This is a genomic window from Alkaliphilus oremlandii OhILAs (assembly GCF_000018325.1).
In the GTDB taxonomy this organism is placed as follows: domain Bacteria; phylum Bacillota; class Clostridia; order Peptostreptococcales; family Natronincolaceae; genus Alkaliphilus_B; species Alkaliphilus_B oremlandii.
The window spans coordinates 1,753,410-1,772,003 of record NC_009922.1 but is presented as its reverse complement, the minus strand read 5'-3'; the positions used below and the strand labels follow the sequence as shown (position 1 = coordinate 1,772,003).

At 34.7% G+C, this 18,594-nt stretch carries 18 protein-coding genes and 1 other annotated feature; all 18 genes read left to right on the top strand.

What is annotated here, in order from left to right; all coding sequences use genetic code 11:
- The first annotated feature begins 2 nt into the window (after positions 1-2).
- The 18 genes from nifS to CLOS_RS08500 all read left to right on the top strand — a co-directional run bounded on the left by nifS (position 3) and on the right by CLOS_RS08500 (position 18,507).
- Positions 3-1,184 (top strand): cysteine desulfurase NifS, encoded by a 1,182-nt coding sequence (gene nifS, locus CLOS_RS08580; protein ID WP_012159522.1) that lies wholly within the window; start codon positions 3-5, stop codon positions 1,182-1,184.
- The gene (gene nifU / locus CLOS_RS08575) at positions 1,181-1,624 is read left to right on the top strand and encodes a Fe-S cluster assembly scaffold protein NifU (protein ID WP_156774429.1); all 444 of its coding nucleotides are present in this window, start codon (positions 1,181-1,183) and stop codon (positions 1,622-1,624) included. Before nifS ends, nifU begins: the two co-directional genes overlap by 4 nt.
- A gap of 112 nt (positions 1,625-1,736) precedes the next feature.
- On the top strand, positions 1,737-2,273 hold the full coding sequence (locus CLOS_RS08570; protein WP_012159520.1) for a PRC-barrel domain-containing protein: 537 nt from the start codon (positions 1,737-1,739) through the stop codon (positions 2,271-2,273).
- A gap of 38 nt (positions 2,274-2,311) precedes the next feature.
- The gene (locus tag CLOS_RS15895) at positions 2,312-2,470 is read left to right on the top strand and encodes a hypothetical protein (RefSeq protein ID WP_156774428.1); all 159 of its coding nucleotides are present in this window, start codon (positions 2,312-2,314) and stop codon (positions 2,468-2,470) included.
- A 156-nt stretch (positions 2,471-2,626) separates the two neighbouring features.
- Positions 2,627-3,862, top strand: coding sequence for an AI-2E family transporter (locus CLOS_RS08565; protein WP_012159519.1), 1,236 nt, complete (start codon positions 2,627-2,629; stop codon positions 3,860-3,862).
- Between the two features lie 53 nt (positions 3,863-3,915).
- Positions 3,916-4,134 (top strand) — a binding site (T-box leader).
- Positions 4,135-4,275: 141 nt separating this feature from the next.
- Positions 4,276-6,918 carry an alanine--tRNA ligase gene (gene alaS / locus CLOS_RS08560; RefSeq protein WP_012159518.1) on the top strand — a complete coding sequence of 881 codons (2,643 nt, stop codon included), beginning with the start codon at positions 4,276-4,278 and terminating at the stop codon, positions 6,916-6,918.
- Between the two features lie 304 nt (positions 6,919-7,222).
- Positions 7,223-7,480 (top strand): IreB family regulatory phosphoprotein, encoded by a 258-nt coding sequence (locus CLOS_RS08555; RefSeq protein WP_012159517.1) that lies wholly within the window; start codon positions 7,223-7,225, stop codon positions 7,478-7,480.
- A gap of 11 nt (positions 7,481-7,491) precedes the next feature.
- Entirely contained in the window at positions 7,492-9,660 is a 2,169-nt protein-coding gene (locus CLOS_RS08550; RefSeq protein ID WP_012159516.1) for a hypothetical protein, read from the top strand.
- A 48-nt stretch (positions 9,661-9,708) separates the two neighbouring features.
- Complete coding sequence (gene ruvX / locus CLOS_RS08545) at positions 9,709-10,128, top strand: Holliday junction resolvase RuvX (RefSeq protein WP_012159515.1); 420 nt, start codon at positions 9,709-9,711, stop codon at positions 10,126-10,128.
- Between the two features lie 89 nt (positions 10,129-10,217).
- Positions 10,218-10,478, top strand: a complete 261-nt coding sequence (locus CLOS_RS08540) for a DUF1292 domain-containing protein (RefSeq protein ID WP_012159514.1) — start codon at positions 10,218-10,220, stop codon at positions 10,476-10,478.
- 126 nt (positions 10,479-10,604) lie between these two features.
- Positions 10,605-11,039 carry a Fur family transcriptional regulator gene (locus CLOS_RS08535; RefSeq protein ID WP_012159513.1) on the top strand — a complete coding sequence of 145 codons (435 nt, stop codon included), beginning with the start codon at positions 10,605-10,607 and terminating at the stop codon, positions 11,037-11,039.
- Positions 11,040-11,325: 286 nt separating this feature from the next.
- Entirely contained in the window at positions 11,326-12,990 is a 1,665-nt protein-coding gene (locus CLOS_RS08530) for a ribonuclease J (RefSeq protein ID WP_012159512.1), read from the top strand.
- 65 nt (positions 12,991-13,055) lie between these two features.
- On the top strand, positions 13,056-13,358 hold the full coding sequence (locus tag CLOS_RS08525; protein WP_012159511.1) for a LysO family transporter: 303 nt from the start codon (positions 13,056-13,058) through the stop codon (positions 13,356-13,358).
- Positions 13,348-13,941 carry a lysine exporter LysO family protein gene (locus CLOS_RS08520; protein WP_012159510.1) on the top strand — a complete coding sequence of 198 codons (594 nt, stop codon included), beginning with the start codon at positions 13,348-13,350 and terminating at the stop codon, positions 13,939-13,941. Before CLOS_RS08525 ends, CLOS_RS08520 begins: the two co-directional genes overlap by 11 nt.
- Before the next feature lie 301 nt (positions 13,942-14,242).
- Positions 14,243-14,887, top strand: coding sequence for an O-methyltransferase (locus tag CLOS_RS08515; RefSeq protein WP_041719152.1), 645 nt, complete (start codon positions 14,243-14,245; stop codon positions 14,885-14,887).
- Positions 14,888-14,900: 13 nt separating this feature from the next.
- Positions 14,901-16,139: a peptidase U32 family protein gene (locus tag CLOS_RS08510; protein WP_012159508.1), complete on the top strand. Its 1,239-nt coding sequence runs from the start codon at positions 14,901-14,903 to the stop codon at positions 16,137-16,139.
- Positions 16,126-16,770, top strand: a complete 645-nt coding sequence (gene udk, locus CLOS_RS08505) for a uridine kinase (protein WP_012159507.1) — start codon at positions 16,126-16,128, stop codon at positions 16,768-16,770. Before CLOS_RS08510 ends, udk begins: the two co-directional genes overlap by 14 nt.
- A 57-nt stretch (positions 16,771-16,827) precedes the next feature.
- Entirely contained in the window at positions 16,828-18,507 is a 1,680-nt protein-coding gene (locus CLOS_RS08500; RefSeq protein WP_012159506.1) for a peptidoglycan D,D-transpeptidase FtsI family protein, read from the top strand.
- The last annotated feature ends 87 nt before the right edge of the window (positions 18,508-18,594 follow it).

Here is an 18,594-nt window from a genome sequence, read left to right as displayed (position 1 = left end):
ACATGAATAGAAGAGTTTATTTTGATTACTCTGCTACTACACCAATGAAAAAAGAAGTATTAGAAGAAATGCTACCATTTTTTAATACGGATTTTGGTAATCCATCAAGCATACATTCCTATGGAAGACAGGGTAAAACTGCCCTTGATATTGCTAGAGATAAAGTTGCGAAAACATTAAATGCAAAATCTGAAGAAATATTTTTTACAGGTGGTGGATCAGAAGCAGATAATTGGGCAATTAAAGGTGCTGCGTTTGCAAGTAGATCTAAAGGAAATCATATTATTACAACTAAAATAGAACATCATGCTGTTCTACATACATGTGAATATTTAGAAAAAGAGGGCTTTGAAGTAACTTACTTGGATGTAGATCAATATGGTTTAATAGATATGGATGATTTAAAAAATGCCATTAAAGAGAATACAATTTTGATCACTATTATGTATGCAAATAATGAGATTGGCACAATTCAACCGATTAAGGAAATTGCTCATTTGGCAAAAGAGAAAAATATCATTTTCCATACAGATGCGGTACAAGCATATGGTAATGAAATTATAGATGTTCATGAGCTTGGTGTAGATTTACTGTCGATTTCAGCACACAAGGTCTACGGACCAAAAGGTGTAGGTGCTTTATACATTAGAAAAGGCTTAAGGATTCATCCGTTGATTCACGGTGGTGCTCAAGAGAAGAGAAGAAGAGCAGGTACAGAAAATATCCCAGGAATTGTAGGGTTTGGTAAAGCCGCAGAATTAGCATATGAAAATATGGAAGGTCATATCAACAAGATGGAAACCATGAGGAATCGTTTAATTAAAGAAATTATGGAGACCATTCCCTATACAAAATTAAATGGACATCCAACGAAGAGATTACCTGGAAATGTAAACATCTCATTTGAATTTATAGAAGGAGAATCCCTCCTATTAAGCTTAGATATGGTAGGTATTGCAGCGTCCAGCGGATCTGCTTGCACATCTGGCTCCCTAGATCCATCCCATGTGTTAATGGCCATTGGATTGTCACACGAAATCGCTCACGGCTCTTTGAGATTAACCGTCGGTGATTTTAATACGGAGGAAGATGTTGATTATGTGATTGAAAAATTACCACCAATCGTAGATAGATTAAGACAAATGTCACCTTTGTATGAAAAGGTAAAAGGAGGAAATAAATAATGTATAGTGAAAAAGTAATGGACCATTTTATGAACCCGAGAAATGTTGGGGAGATAGAAAAAGCTCAAGCCGTAGGTGAGGTTGGTAATGCAAAATGTGGAGATATTATGAAAATGTATCTTCAGATAGAGAATGATGTGATCGTAGACGTAAAGTTTAAAACATTTGGTTGCGGTTCTGCTATTGCGACTTCCAGTATGGCAACAGAAATGATTAAAGGAAAAACGGTAAAAGAAGCATTGCAACTGACAAATAAAGCTGTTGCAGAAGCTTTAGATGGACTTCCTCCTGTAAAAATGCATTGCTCTGTATTAGCGGAGCAAGCGGTTAAGGCTGCTATTTATAATTATGCAAAAGAAAACAACGTACATTATGAAGAATTGGAAGGTTTTGTTCCAGATGAAGATCATGACCACCACGATCACGAAGAGGAAGAATAGATAATTTCATAGATACTCCTAGCTTATGTAAAAAAATGCAGGCAATGCCTGCATTTTTTTTGTTTTTTATCTACAAAATAAGGAAGTAGAGATAGAGAAAAGAGGGATATTTGTGATTAAAGAAAGTAAGTTGATTGGAATGACGCTATTAGATAAACGTTATGGAGCGTTGAACTATGAAATAGTACAGACCATTTATTGTTTGAGAGAGTTTAAAATCATTGGGTTTTGCGTTAAAAATCCAAAATCAGAAAAATGGAATGAGTTCCTTTTTTTTGAAAAGGTAAAGGATATCACGAATGAAGGCGTTGTAATATCTTCTGTAGAAGATATTCTAAATATTGAAGATTGTGAAGATATCCATGAGCTATTGAAATCGTATAAAAAAATTATTGGCTATGAAATATATGCCAATAATAAAATATTTGGCATTGTAAAAGATGTATTAATCCAAATAAAAAGCGGAAAAATTTTAGGGTTGATTGTAAGTGAGGGTGTATTTGACGACCTGATTCATGGATATTCATTTCTGCCCATCATTGAGGAAATTATCTTAGAGGAATGCAAAATTTTATTGGAAGAAAGCGTTCGTATGATCCAACAGGAAGGTGGATTCAAAAAAATACTTGGTATAGATAAGTTAAACTAGCAGAAAATATAGATATAAAACAGAAAGGAGTGAACTATATGCATAGAAACATGACAAAAGGATGGATTACAGCTGGTATTATTGGTGCCACTGTAGGTATGTATGCAGCTTCAAATATGTCCTCTAGAGGACGAAGAAAGATGATGAAAAAAGGCAAAAAGGCTTTCGGATTTATGAAAGATTTAGATATGTTCTAATCTGGACCTTATTAATAGGGATGCCTCTATCTTTGGGTAGAGGCATATTCAATAAAATAAAAAAATAAGGAAAGTAGTATTCTATCATTTTTACAAATACTATATAAATAGAATGGATTTTGATTTGAATTTAAATAAAAGCTAGGAGGTAAAATCTTGAATAGTAAGGAAACAGTGGAGATTGTTTCTAGAAGCTTTAGAACGCTGGCTACAAATAAAGAATTTACAAATATTATACAATTTCTAACACAATTTTTAGTTCTAATATTGCTTTTCTTTATCATTTATTTTTTAATCCATATTGGAAATCAATATGTAGACAGAAATAAAGCAATCAATATTGGAAAAAAACAAATTCTATACGTAGGATTAGTTTTTCTCGGTGTTTTTTGTGTGATATTATTATTTCAGTCGGGTACCGTTTTATATGATGTCATTTCTCCATTTTTATACGCAATTATCATCGCTTATATTTTTAATCCTTTTGTTAACTATATAGAAAATAAAGGAATCCAAAGAATTTGGGCTGTATTTATCGTTTATTTTATAATTAGTGGAGGAGTTCTGGTATTTTCGCTTTCGTTACTCCCTAAAATGACTGCTGAAATCAGAAGGCTGTTAGATTCACTACCAAATTTAAAGGAAGGCAGTTTCGGATACATATATGATAAATATATCAATTATAATAACATTATTGAAAATTTACCTGTGGAATTTCAAGGTGTCAAAGATATATTAAAATTAGATAATAGAAAATTAGAGGAAATTATATTGAAGATTTTAAGCTCGGTGACGAACTCGGTGATCGGAGTTGTATCGAAGCTACTAAATATTGTTATAACACCGATATTAGCGTTCTATTTTCTCAAAGACAAAGAAAAGTTTAAAAAAATGTTGATCTTGTTGATTCCTAAGTATTTTAGAAAGGGGATTATTGACTTATCTAAGGATATCGATGGTGTTTTGGGCGGGTTCATCAGAGGTCAATTGATTGTGGCATTCATCATAGGTGTTCTAACGACAATTATCATGATGATCTTACGGGTAGAATTTGCAGTCTTAGTGGGAATCGTTGCAGGATTTGCCGATTTAATACCTTATTTTGGTCCAATTATAGGAATCATACCAGGGATTATTTTTGCTTCTTTTGGCGGACTAAATAAAGTTCTATGGGTTATCGTATTATTCTTTGTTATCCAACAAGCTGAAAGCTCTATTATTTCACCTAAAATAATCTCTGATAAGGTTGGAATTCACCCTATTGTTGTTATATTGGCTTTAATTATTGGTGGTAAGTTTTTCGGTGTGCTGGGTCTTTTAATTGCGGTTCCAGCAGCCGGCATTATTAAAGTCATTGGCAAACACTTTATAAATTATATTGCAAATTTTTAGTTGTATATTGACAAAATATACTATGTTATATATAATGCATATAAAATATATTGTTAAAAGTGATGATGAGAAGGAGTACTATGGATAGATTCTTCTAGAGAAAAGGTTCTAGGCTGAAAAACCTTTAGATATACCATGGGAAGCAGTCTCTGAACAATAATCTTGAATTTCAGTAGAGATTATCGGCAAAGCCGTTATACTTTATTCCTAGAGTGATTGCTATATTTTAGCAATAATTAGGGTGGTACCGCGAGAACACTCTCGTCCCTACAGTTTTATTATTGTATGGATGGGAGTTTTTTTATTTTAAGCACTTGAAAATTTAAGTAGTGTTTAAAATTAAATGTGTCATAAAGTTTGTGAGAGAGAACGATCAAATTTTATTTTTTTATTTATAATAGAGGAGGAATACTATGAAAAAATTAGGTGTAAATGAAATCAGAAAAGAATTTTTAGAATTTTTCAGAAGTAAAGAACATATCATACATCCAAGTGCTCCTTTGGTACCGCAAAAGGACAAGAGCTTACTATTGATAAACTCTGGTATGGCACCGCTCAAGCCTTACTTTGCAGGGCTTGAGGAGCCGCCAGGAAAGAGAATGGCTACTTGTCAGAAATGCATTCGTACAGGAGATATTGAGAATGTTGGTAGAACAGCAAGGCATGCGACTTTTTTTGAAATGCTTGGAAACTTCTCCTTCGGCGATTATTTTAAGAAAGAATCTTTGACATGGGGATGGGAGTTTGTAACAAAAAATCTAGAGTTACCGGTGGATAAGCTTTGGGCAACCGTATATGTGGATGATGATGAAGCCTTTGAAATTTGGAATAAACAAATTGGCTTACCGGAAGAACGAATTGTTCGCTTAGGAAAAGCGGACAACTTCTGGGAGATTGGTCTAGGTCCGTGTGGTCCTTGCTCTGAAATTTACTTTGACCGTGGAGAGGATTACGGTTGTGGCTGTGAAGAATGCAAACCAGGCTGTGAGTGTGATCGATATGTAGAGTTTTGGAATCATGTATTTACTCAATTTGATCGAGATGAAGAGGGAAACTATCATCCTCTGCCAAATCCCAATATTGATACAGGGATGGGACTTGAAAGAATGGCGTGTATCATGCAAGGTGTAGACTCTATATTTGACATTGATACCATGCAGGATATATTAAATAGCGTATGTAAAATTACAAGTTCTGAATATAAAAAAGATGAGAGAACCGATGTTTCAATTCGAATTATAACGGATCATGTTCGTTCCATATCCTTAATGATTGGCGATGGAATTCTTCCAAGTAATGAGGGTAGAGGCTATGTTTTAAGAAGATTATTGAGAAGAGCAGCAAGGCATGGAAAGCTACTGGGCGTGAACCGAGCGTTTTTATATGAGCTGGTAGATAGAGTTGCTGACAATTACGGAGAAACCTATGTGGAGCTCGTTGATAATAAGGACTACATCAAGCGAGTTATTAAAGTTGAAGAAGAAAGATTTATGGAAACCATCGATCAAGGAATGGATATTTTAAATCAATATATTGAAGAGCTTGTCACCTTAAAGGAAACTGTACTAAGTGGTGTAAATGCTTTTAAACTATATGATACTTATGGATTTCCTTTTGATTTAACAAAAGAAATCTTAGAAGAAAAAGGATTATCTCTAGATGAAACTGGCTTTGAGAGTGAGATGGAAAAGCAAAGACAAAGAGCAAGAGATGCTAGAATCGGTGCAGATACTGAAGGCTGGAAGGAAGATATCTTCTCTGGTTTAGATAAAGAGATTCAAACAGCATTTAAAGGATATACGAACTTTGAAGTGGAAGGAAAGGTATTGGCCATTGTAAGCAATGACACTGTTGTAGAGCAATGTGACAAGGGTAAAGAAGCCACTGTGATATTGGACGAGACTGCTTTCTATGGAGAGGGTGGAGGACAGGTAGGTGATATCGGTACTTTATATAATGAAGCTGTAAGATTATCTGTATTGGATACTAAAAAAGGTCCGCACAATCAAGTACACCATGTGGTTCGAGTAGAAGAGGGAACAATCAAGATTGGCGATGAAGTAAAGGCAAAAGTGGATATGGTAACGAGAATGAGTACCGCACGAAACCACACAGCAACTCATTTACTTCACAAAGCATTGAGAGATATTGTTGGAGAGCATGTTCATCAAGCGGGTTCTTTGGTAACACCGGATAGACTTCGGTTTGACTTTACTCACTTTGAAGGATTAACGAAAGATCAAATAACACAAATTGAAGAGAAAGTAAATCAACAGATTCTAATGGCATTGGATGTAAGAACATTTGAAACTTCTATAGAAGATGCAAAAAAGATTGGTGCACAAGCATTATTCGGAGAAAAATATGGCGACGTGGTAAGGGTTGTAAAGGTTGGAGAGTACAGTACAGAGCTATGCGGTGGAACACATGTAACTAATAGCGGTGAAATCGGTATGTTTATTATGTTAAGTGAAGCAGGCGTCGCTGCTGGTGTAAGAAGAATCGAAGCGATTACGGGTATGGAAGCTTACAAATATGTACAAAAGAATCAGAAAACCATACAGGAAATTGCAGACACCTTAAAGACTCAGGTTCAAAATGTAGTAGAGAGAGTAGCAGATCTGGTACATGAGACAAAAGAAAAAGACAGAGAAATAAACAAGTTAAAGAGTCAGCTTGCAAGTAATTCTACTGGAGATATTTTAGATAAAGCTACAGTGGTTGGTGGCATAAATGTTGTTGTTGAGGTTCTAGAGAATCAGGAGATGGACGATTTAAGAAAGATCGGCGATGTTCTTAAAGAAAAAATAGGATCCGGTGTTATTGTTCTAGGATCTAGTAATCAGGATAAGGTTAACTTTGTTGCTATGGCTACGAAAGATGCTGTCTCAAAAGGTGTTCATGCTGGTAATCTAGTGAAAGAGGCGGCTAAAATTGCTGGCGGTGGCGGTGGTGGAAGACCGGATATGGCGCAAGCAGGTGGAAAAAATCCACAGAAAATCCAAGAAGCTTTAGATACTGTAAAAGAAATATTAGTTAATCAACTGAATCAATAAGAGGTACCACATTCATTAAGGCAGTGGGAAATTGTAAATGGACTAAAACTTGAAAGCATTTTTTTCATAATCAAAGGCAATCGGATACTCTGGTTGCCTTTTGAATTGTATCACTCAAATTATATATTTTTTCTTTCTAGGAAATATTTTTAAGATATATGTCTATAATACTTCTATGATAAACTGTGCACTCCATCGGATAGAGAAGATGTATCTGTAACCGAATTGTAAATTTGATACTACTTACAGTAAGGGGGTATAATATGATAGAATATTATTAGAATAATTAGGAAGGGGAATCATCATGACTGATAATTTAAATTTTACAATGAAATTTGACTTAGATAAGGATAAGGAGAAAAAAGCTCGAGAGATCATCTTTACGGTATATCAATCCTTAGAAGAAAAAGGATATAATCCTACCAATCAATTTGTTGGGTATATTTTATCCGGAGATCCGACATATATTACAAGTCATAACAATGCACGATCATTAATCAGACAAATAGAGAGAGATGAGCTTCTAGAGGAATTACTGAAGTCATATTTAAACACGAAATAGGTGATTATGAATTGAATATAAGGCCAATCCGTTTTGTATCGATACTGATGGTATGGATAATCGTCAGTAGCTTTGTGTCTTATGGAGAAAATAATCGCACAGATTTATCAAAAAAAATGAAAGTTGTTCTATTTGTATTAAATCGAATTGAAGTGCAGGATTTAGATCAAATGCCTCGTCTGAAAGAGCTGATGCAAGAAAGCTCTGTTGCATTGATGAATACCAAGGCATCTGGATCCAATAATGAGTTTAAATCCTATGCAACATTAGGCTGGGGTGTAAGGTCGGAAGTCTCACAATCCACGTCCTTATTTTACAAAGTTGATGATGAAATTAGAGCAATTTATGAAAGACGCACCGGTAGCAAAATTCCGGAAAGTGGTATTGTTAGCATAGACATTGGAAAGTTAATAGAACAAAATAAAAAGGGTGAATATGGTGCAATACCAGGTGAACTAGGCAATGTTTTAAGAGAGAATGGATATAAGACAGCTGTACTAGGGAATATGAATGCCCACGATGTGCAGCTGACACCAGCTGCATTAATTGCAATGGATTCCAAAGGCTACATAGATTATGGTGATATAAGCGATGAATTAATAGAAGAAGATATTACGAGACCCTTTGGAATCAAAACAAATTATTCTATATTATCAGAGAGACTTCGAGAACTATACGCAGCATCTGATTTCATTGTAATCGAACTAGGTGATATTGCGCGATTAGAAAGATACAAAGAAAATGTGTATTCTGAAGTGTATGAGGAATATAGAAGAGAACTTCTAGTGGAAATTGATGATTTTATTGGTAAAATAGCTAAGGATTTAAAAGAGGATTCTCCTAAAATTTTGATCACAACGCCGTATCCTTCCAGTGCGGCCATCAATAGAGGGGAAAGGTTGACGCCGTTAATTATTTATGATGGTAAGCTTGGTGAAAAAGTTCTATATTCAGATACCACAAAAAGGGAAGGAATTGTAGGAAATGTAGACATTGGACAAACAGTTCTATCTTATTTTGATCTCTCCTCCGATCACATGACAGGCACAGTATTAAAGAGTATTCCAAAAGAAGATGCTTGGGATTACATAAAAAATGTGAATCTGAGAGTAGTCAATACTTCCGTACAGAGAGCACGCGTTTTATATAGTTTTGCAATATATGAAATCCTGATCTCTATCGTTGCTTTTATTTTTATAATGGTGAGAAAAAAACTGTCTCCCCATTGGTATCAGTATATATTATTCGCATTGGCAGGGAATATGGTGGTTCCATTGACCTTATTGATCATGCCAGTTTTTGGTGTGACTAGTGTTGAAATTACATATTTACTACTTGTGGGCATCACTACTTGTATCGTATTATTAATGAATAGATTTACTAAAAACCATACGCTGAACACACTGCTAAGTATTACTGCTTTATTGGTATTTGCCTTAATTGTAGATATCGTTACGGGACAAAATCTAATTAAGAACTCCCTCCTGGGCTATGATCCAATCATAGGCGCAAGGTATTACGGCATCGGTAATGAGTATATGGGTATATTGATTGGTGCTACGATTATTTTTACGACAGTGTTGATAGAAAAATACGCAGTGAACATATATGGCACCATCCTATTTTATATATTCGTTGTGCTAGTCATTGGGCTCCCTAGCCTAGGTGCAAATGTAGGTGGAACCATAACCGCAGTAGCAGCTTTTATATTTGTATCCATTCGTCTATCGGGAGCACGTATGGATATAAAGAAAATAATATATACTGCTTTGGGCATCGTTGGGGCAGTTGCAATTATGGCTGGCATTGATCTGTTTATTTCAGACAGTCCAACGCATTTAGCTGGTGCTATTAAACAAATCACTGCTGGCGGTCCCATTGTAGTATACCAAATTATCATGCGAAAAATTTCAATGAACTTAAGATTAATCGGCATAACTGTTTGGAGCAAGGTACTGATCAGTGCTATTGTTATTTTAGGAATGCTTCTATATAGACCCATTGGTCATATAAAAAATATGTCATCAAAGTATAGCAAGGTAGGGATCGGTTGGACAGGAATTATTGTTGCTTGTATTGTTGGTTTTTCTGTAAACGATTCAGGTATTGTTGCTGCGGCCACTAGTATTATATTCCTCACTTCTAGTATTTTGTATTTAATTATTGATGATTTGTCTTGAACAGATAGAAGAAATTGCAATTTTGAAAAGATGTTAGGAGGAGCATGGATGCCGAGAAGTATGGGGTTAGATGTAGGAGATAAGACTATAGGTGTTGCTATCAGCGATCTATTTGGATGGACGGCCCAAGGTCTAGAAACAATTCAGAGAATTGGAATTAAAAAGGATTTACAGCGATTAGAAGTGATTATCAAAGAGCACGATATCAATAAGATTGTTGTTGGTCTACCGAAGAATATGAATGGGACCATAGGCCCACAAGGTGAAAAGGTACTAGAATTTAACGAACGATTAAAGGGTAGATTTAAAGATGTCGAGATTGTTCTATGGGATGAGAGGCTAACGACAGTCGCTGCTGAACGTTCTTTAATCGAAGCAGATGTCAGTAGAAAAAAGAGAAAAGAAGTTATTGATAAGATGGCTGCGGTGTATATATTACAGGGTTATTTAGATAGCGCAAGCAGATAATATAATTTAAATAAAGAGTATTTTTTTATACAGGAATAGTATATAATACAACTATGGTAACAATAGCCATTAGAGAGGAGAATTTTGATATGGAAGAAAGAGACGACATTATAACACTTTTAGATGAAGAAGGTAAAGAGCAAGATTTTGAGGTAATTATGACTCTTGAAGTAGAAGGAAATGAATATGCGATTTTAGCTCCTGTAGATTCTGATGAAGACGAAGATGCTTATGTATTTAAAATTGTATATGAAAATGAAGACGAATACTCATTAGTGACAATAGAAGATGATGAAGAATATGATAATGTAGTAGCAGCATATGAAACATTAATGGATGAAGAAATGTAAGTATAAAAAATGGACTATTATAGTCCATTTTCTATTTGAGGATACAATAAATCATTGACAAATCAGAAAAATTTTACTATAATATTATTTGAAAAGCATTATTATTTGAGAAATGAAGGTGATGGAATGGAAAATCTAATTGATTCCCTTAAAGAAAATTTAAAGGATAAAGGATACAAGCTAACGCCTCAACGGAGAGCTACATTAGACACCATTATTGAGAATCAGGGAAAGCATTTAAATACAGAAGAAATTTATGACTTGGTTAAGGAAAAATGTCCGGAGATAGGCCTTGCCACAGTATATAGAACGCTTCAATTGTTAGATGAAATGTCAATTCTATCTAAATTAAATTTAGATGACGGATGTATCCGTTACGAATTGAATACGAATGAAAATGATCACCAACATCACCATTTAATTTGTCAGAAATGCAATGATGTAATCGAGGTAGAATTGGATTTATTGGAGACTTTGGAAGATGAGATTGAAAGGAAGCATCACTTTGTGATAAAGGACCATTCTGTTAAATTTTATGGCATATGTTCTAAATGCAAATAGTCTTGCAGAACTTTCTGCAAGACTATTTTTACGGGAAGATTAATACAAATTTTATTTGATTTTTAATATAATTTTATGTTTTTTAGGAGAATATATAGGTAACAAGTAAGTTATGTGATCCAAATTTTAAATACGCAAATAAATTCTTATTTAAGAATAAGGATTCTATATAAATTAAATATATGGTAGAATATATTATGAAAAATAAGTTCGGATACTTAATACTACTGGTATTAATATATAAATAATAAACGGGAGAAAAGGTAAGACAAAAGGAGAGATAATATTGGCTAAAAAAGCAGAAAAAATTAAAATAATTCCTTTAGGGGGATTAAGCGAAATTGGAAGGAATATGACCGCTTTTGAATATAAAGATGATATCATCATCATTGATTGTGGATTAAGCTTTCCAGAAGACGATATGCTAGGGATCGACATTGTGATTCCAGATATCACATATCTGATTAAGAATAAAGACAAGGTAAAGGGGATCGTGCTCACTCATGGACATGAGGATCATATAGGTGCATTACCCTATGTTCTTAAGAAACTAAACGTACCGGTATATGGTACAAGACTAACGCTAGGATTAGTAGAGATCAAAATAAAAGAGCATAAATTAAGTGATATTCAGCTACAGAAAGTAGATGTTGGTCAAATGGTTCAGCTAGGAGAATTTGAAGTAGAGTTTATTAGAACTAGCCATAGTATGCCGGACTCATGCGCTATAGCGTTACACACTTCTTTAGGTGTAATATTTCACACTGGAGATTTTAAAATAGACTATACACCGATTGACGGACAAGTCATTGATCTGCATCGCATTGCTGAATTGGGTAAAAAAGGCGTTTTAGTGATGATGGCAGATAGTACCAATGTGGAAAGACCGGGGTATACAATGTCTGAAAGTAATGTAGGTGCAACATTTGAGAATATTTTTAGAAATGCTGAGAATCGTATTATTGTTGCTACATTTGCATCTAACGTTCATAGGGTACAACAGGTTTTAGACGCTGCCTATAATTATGATAGGAAAGTTGTTGTATCCGGACGTAGTATGGTCAATGTAATTGCAGTTGCTCAGGATTTAGGTGTTCTGAATGTTCCAGAAGGATTAATTATTGATGTCAATGATATGGATCAGTATGATGATAACAGAATTACTATTCTAACTACTGGAAGCCAAGGAGAGCCTATGGCGGCCTTATCCAGAATGGCAAGCTCTGAACACAGAAAACTAAACATTCAGCAGGGAGATTTAGTTGTATTCTCATCAAGTCCAATTCCAGGAAATGAAAAGTCCATTACTCGTGTAATCAATCAATTATTTGAGAAGGGTGCAGAAGTAATTTATGAAAGCTTTGAGGATGTCCATGTTTCTGGACATGCTTGCCAAGAGGAATTAAAGCTAATGCATAGGTTGGTAAAACCAAAGTACTTTATTCCTGTTCATGGAGAGTACAAACATTTAAAACAACACGCAAAGCTGGCTGAAAGTCTAGGTATGCCAAAGGAAAATATATTTATTGGACAAAATGGTACAGTATTTGAATTTGGTAGTGACTATGGAAAAATAAATGGTAGCGTTCAATCGGGCAAAATCTTAGTAGATGGATTGGGCGTAGGTGACGTAGGAAATATCGTTTTAAGAGATAGAAAACATTTAGCAGAAGATGGTTTAATGGTAGTTGTAGTTACTATTGCTAAGGAGAACGGTAAGATTGCTGCAGGGCTAGATATTATTTCGAGAGGATTTGTTTACGTAAGAGAGTCTGAAGACTTAATTGATGAAGCGAGAAAAGTTGTGAAGAGTGTTCTAGATGGCTGCGAACAACAAAATATTAGAGAATGGTCTTTATTAAAGAGTTCCATTAGAGATAGCTTAAAAGATTTCCTATATGAAAAAACCAAGCGTCGACCAATGATTTTGCCAGTGATAATGGAAGTTTAAAGGAATGGACCACCTTGTTAAATTTATACAAGGTGGTTTATTAATACAATAAAGGGTGGGATAATATGGACATCATTCTGTATTTATTTATAATAGTCGTTGGTGCATATATCGGCAGTAAGAAACTACTTTCTGATTCTATTATGAAAAAATTAGATCGTATTCAAACATTTTCATTATTACTACTTTTGTTTATTATGGGAATTAGTATTGGAATGGATCGAGAAGTTGTCAATTCTTTTGGTTCAATTGGATTAAAAGCTTTAGTTCTAGCATTGTTTTCAGTGGGATTCAGTATTCTAGGTGTAAAAGTAATATCTGGAAAAGTAATCAATGCAAAGGAAGAGAGGGAAGAAAGTGACTATTAAAATACTATTGGCAGTTGGGGCAGGTATAATATCAGGATTATTTCTTTTTCCGGCAAGTATGGCAGAGTATATGGGGACATTCATCAGTAGCGGACTTTGCTTATTGTTATTTTTTGTAGGAATCGATATTGGTAGACAAGAAAATATTGTTGGAAAGATAAAAGAACTAGGTGTGAAAGTGCTTTTAGTTCCGTTGATGGTTGCTGTAGGAAGTATTGCGGGGGCCATCGTCGGTGGATATTTCATCGGTATTCCAGTTCAGCACGCTGGTGCCATCGGTGCAGGATTTGGATGGTATAGTTTATCTGCCATTGAACTTGCAAAACACAGTGCACAGCTTGGAACCCTAGCTTTTATTACGAATGTCTCTAGAGAGATCATTGCAATTATCACCATCCCTCTAATTGCTAAATATATAGGAAAATTGGAAAGTATCGCTCCAGCAGGGGCTACAGCTATGGATACGACTCTTCCGATCATTTCCAAAGCGACAGATGGAAACACTGCCGTGGTTTCATTTATCACAGGCGTAACCTTATCGTTATTGGTACCAATTATCGTACCATTCATCATGATGTTATAATAATATACAAATTAATTTATTTTTCTATTGGAAATGACAAATCAAATGTTGAAATTTCAGTATTTCCTAGGCAATTATATCGGGATCTTAAATATAGTTTAAACAGATATACGCTATAAGTATGTTAAATACAAGATAATTTCCAATAAATCTTGTAAAAGTAGAACGATAATAATATAATATTAATTGATTATTTTATAATTCCATTTGGTGTGATTTAAATAAAAGATAATAATATGTAGATTAATACGTGGAACAATTCCACGTATTAATTTATGATGATAAAGGAGTTGCAGATTTAATGAGTAATATCGTATTGCCTTTTATAGAGGAATATATTAGGAATACATTACCTAATAACACAGGCCTTTTAGGAGAAATGGAGCTATACGCAAAAGAGAATTATGTACCCATCGTTCATAAAGAGGTAGGCGTATTGCTACAGGTCCTCACAAAGGCTACGAATGCGAAAAAAGTATTGGAAATAGGAACTGCAATTGCCTATTCTACATTATTATTCTGTGAAGCAATGGGTGATGATGGTCATGTAACAACCATCGAACGAGATGAGAAAAGGATATTGCAGGCTAAAGCAAATATAGAAAAAGCAAATAGAGATCAAAATATCACATTGATTGAAGGCGATGCAACAGAGGTTTTAAAAGGAATTAAAGGAACATATGATTTAATATTTTTGGATGGTGCCAAAGGTCATTATAAGGACTTCTTAAATGATTGTATCAACTTACTGAACTCAGGAGGAATTCTCGTTTCAGATAATACTTTATATAAAGGAATGGTCGCTACGGATGAATTGGTGGTCCGGAGACAAAAAACAATTGTAAATCGAATGCGGGAATATCTCGTATATATTTGTAATCATCCACAACTCGATACGAGCATTATACCAATAGGAGATGGACTTACGATAAGTTACAAAAAGTAGGAGGAATTTTAATATGAAAAAGGTAGAACTATTAGCCCCCGCAGGGGATTTAGAGAGATTGAAGGTTGCCATTATGTACGGGGCAGATGCTGTGTACGTAGGTGGTCAGATATTTGGATTAAGAGCTGCAGCAAAAAACTTTAGTATCGAAGATCTAGCAGAGGGTGTGCGATATGCACATGAAAGAGGCGTAAAAATATACGTGACTGCCAATATTATTCCCCATAATGAAGACTTAAGTGGGTTTCCAGAATACTTAAAGCAACTATATGATATCGGCGTAGATGCAATGATTGTTTCTGATCCAGGAACCTTCTCTATTGTGCAGGAAACCGTACCCAATATGGATATTCATATCAGTACCCAAGCAAATAATACCAACTATAGAACTGTGAACTTCTGGGGGAAATTAGGAGCAACTAGAGTTGTATTAGCTCGTGAGCTGAGCTTTAAAGAAATAAGAGAAATAAAAGATCATATACCGGAAGAACTTGAACTAGAAGCATTTGTACACGGCGCTATGTGTATGTCCTATTCTGGTAGATGTCTATTGAGTAATTATATGGCCAACAGAGATGCGAACAGAGGTGAATGTGCGCAGCCTTGTCGATGGAAATATAATCTAGTTGAAGAAAAGCGACCTGGAGAGTATATACAAGTTATTGAAGATGAAAAAGGGACATACTTTATGAACTCTAAAGACTTATGTATGATTGAATATATTCCTGAAATAATTAAGTCTGGAATCGAAAGTTTAAAGATTGAAGGCAGAATGAAAACAACTTATTATGTGGCAATGGTAGTAAAGGCATATAGAGCAGCAATCGATCAATACTATGAAGATCCTGAAAATTGGACTTTCGATAAGAAGTGGATGGAAGAGCTAAAAAAAGCAAGTCATAGGGATTTTACAACTGGATTCTATTTAGATAAACCAGGAGCGAAGGATCATCACTATGATAATACTTCTTATGTAAGGGATTATAATTTTATCGGTCTTGTTAAAGGGTATGATGCAGTGACTAAAATTGCTACAGTTGAGCAACGGAATCGTTTCTTCTTAGGTGATGAAATTGAAATTACGGGGCCTAAGGAAGACAGAACTATGACTATTACTGAAATGTGGGACGAGGATATGAATCCGATTGAGGTAGCACCGCATCCGCAGCAGATTATAAAGATTAGAATGGAAATACCAGTTGAAGAAAATTATATTCTAAGAAAAGAAAGAAAGGCTGATGAGAATGAATAAAAGACCCATTTTAATCGGGATCATTGGCGGAACTGGTTCTGGAAAAAGTACTGTGGCACGTTCTATTTTTGAAAGTTTACCAGAAAAGAATATCGCAATTATTCAGCAGGATTCCTATTATAAAGATCAAAGTCATTTAACATATGAGGAGAGAGTAAAAACAAACTATGATAATCCTTTGGCTTTTGATTCAGAACTTCTGAAAAAGCATCTCAGAGAATTATTGCAAAATAACTCAATTGAAAAACCGATTTATGACTTTGAGCAGCATAATAGAAAAAAAGAAAAGGAATTAATTCATCCAAAAGATATTATTATTTTAGAGGGAATCATGATCCTAGATGATTGTGAGCTACGGCAGCTATTGGATATTAAGATTTTTGTAGATACAGATGCAGACGTAAGAATTATTCGAAGAATTGTAAGAGATATCAGAGAGCGTGGAAGAACGTTAGAATCTGTAATCGATCAGTATTTAACTACTGTAAGGCCTGCTCATTTGCAATTTGTTGAACCAAATAAAAAATATGCAGATATCATTATTCCAGAAGGTGGATATAACCAAGTTGCTATCGATATTATGGTAGCTAAAATTAAATCGATCATTGAAGAAAAAAGAGAAAATAGATAATCGTATAATACCCCTATACAAATGGCAATAATAATTAAAAAGTATAGGGGGTTTTTTATGTCCAGAGTTGAGAAGAAAATATATAAAACCAATCAAGTTAACATAAACAGATTATCGTCAATTAAGATGATATGTTTTGTTATTTTAATCGGACTGACTATAAGGCTATTTTACATACAAATAATCAATCATGATTTTTATAAAAAAGAAGCGATGAAACAGCGTCAAATCAATATACCGATAGACAGTGGGCGAGGAATCATACTGGATCGAAATTTTATACCTTTGACTGATAGAGAAGAAAAAAAAATGGTCATAATTTTTCCCCAATATTTTAATCCTAGCGAAAAAAATATATTGTATCTACAAAAAATTACTGACATTGAAGATGAAGTGTTGACAAAGAGAATAAAATCTTCGAAATCTGTTATGGAGTTTCCGCTGAAAAACGGACTGGATATGGAAGATGTAAAGCATATAAACACAAGAGGTCTATTTATAGTAGATAAAAAAATTCGTTATGAAGAAGAGGGAATTCTATCTCACGTAATTGGCTATATCAACCAAGTTGATAAAAAAGGAATGTATGGCATAGAAGGCGCTATGGATGGATTACTCTCTGCAAATTCAATGAATTCTTTAATTGCAACGGTAGATGGATTGAAAAGATTCATTCCAGGAGAGGGATATGCTGTAGGGAACGACTACATGAAGGAGAGGAATTTGAGACTAACCATTGATTATTCCGTACAAAAGATATTAGAAGATGTCATGAGTGATAGCGATGGTGCGATAGTGGTCTCTGATATAAAAACTGGAGAGATACTAGGTATGGTCAGTAGGCCGAATTTCAATCCAAATAATATATCAGAGCATATGAACAGCGATGGTGATGAATTATATAATAAAGCAATCCAGATGGCTTTTCCACCAGGTTCTATATTTAAAATAGTCGTAGCAATTGAAGCTATTATCAAGGATCCTTCTGTTTTAAATAAAGAGTTCCATTGCTTAGGTTATGAAAAAGTTGGAGATCTAGAGATTAAGTGCTCTTCTTATCGTAGGGGTGGACATGGAGATATTACATTAGAAAGAGGTTTTGCAGAATCCTGCAACAGTGTATTTATTCAACTAGCAGAAAGCTTGGGCGCAGACAATATCATCAACAGGGCCAAAAACTTAGGATTTGGGGATCTAATAGGTATTGGTTTGAAGGAAGAAAGTAAAGGCAATTTACCCTATGGAGATTACCTATTGGGTCCCTCCTATGCAAACATTGCCATTGGGCAAGGAGAGATATTAGCAACACCATTACAAGTCAATCAACTTACACAATGCATCGCAAATAATGGTATACGAAAACCCTTATATCTTATAAAGGATGTAGTGGATGGTAAGCATAATATATTGCAAAGTACGAATATGAAAGAGGGAGAAGAAATTATAGATGCAGAGGTTGTGAAAATATTGCAGGATTGGATGCATAAAGTGATGACAAAGGGAAGTGGATACCAAGCAAAAGAGATTGCTGCTATTACGGCAGGAAAAACTGGGTCTGCAGAGTCTGTAGAACGAAAAAAAGAAGTAGTCCACGCTTGGTTCACCGGCTATTACCCATTCGATCATCCCAAATACGCCATTACTGTTTTAATTCAAAATGGAAGATCAGGAGGAGGCGTTGCAGTACCCATATTTAAAGAAGTTGTAGAGAGAATGATGGACTTAGATTATAAATAAAACCATAAAGCTTATACAATTATGTAGCGTACATGCACATATATATATTCTCAAACATATTATTAGAAATGAACCGCTATTTAGTTT